This is a genomic window from Saccharothrix sp. NRRL B-16314 (assembly GCF_000716595.1).
GTDB lineage: Bacteria > Actinomycetota > Actinomycetes > Mycobacteriales > Pseudonocardiaceae > Actinosynnema.
This window is the reverse complement of sequence record NZ_JNXC01000124.1, coordinates 1-423: the sequence shown is the minus strand read 5'-3', so window position 1 is coordinate 423 and position 423 is coordinate 1. Positions and strand designations below refer to the sequence as shown.

Sequence of the window (423 nt, the reverse complement as noted above, 5' to 3'; positions counted from 1 at the left end):
GTTCAAGCAGGAGGTCGCGGCCACCGCCGACCTCGTCCTCGCCCTCTACAACCCCGGATCCAGGTCCCGTACGCACCAGGTGGCCGCCGCCCGCGACCTCCTGCTTGAACTGCGCTCCCCCGAGACCCCGGTGGTCGTCGCCCGTGACGTGGGCGGGCCCGAGCAGTCCGTACGGGTCGTCACCCTGAAGACCCTGGAGCCCTCCGAGGTCGACATGCGGACCCTGCTCCTCGTCGGCTCCTCGCAGACGCGGGCGGTCGAGCGGGGCGACGGCCGGACGATCGCGTGGACACCGCGCCGCTACGGGTGAGCCGGATCACGACCGGGTGAAGGTACCGAGGCCTTCCTGGTCCAGGTACTCGACGCGCAGGGACGTGCCGTCCGGGGAGAACGTGACGCCGGTGAGACCGACGGCGTTCTCCC

At 71.6% G+C, this 423-nt stretch carries 1 pseudogene; it reads left to right on the top strand.

What is annotated here, in order from left to right:
• Positions 1–310 (top strand): annotated as a pseudogene (locus OQ02_RS45385) (ATP-binding protein); the annotation flags it as partial.
• Positions 311–423: the final 113 nt, after the last annotated feature.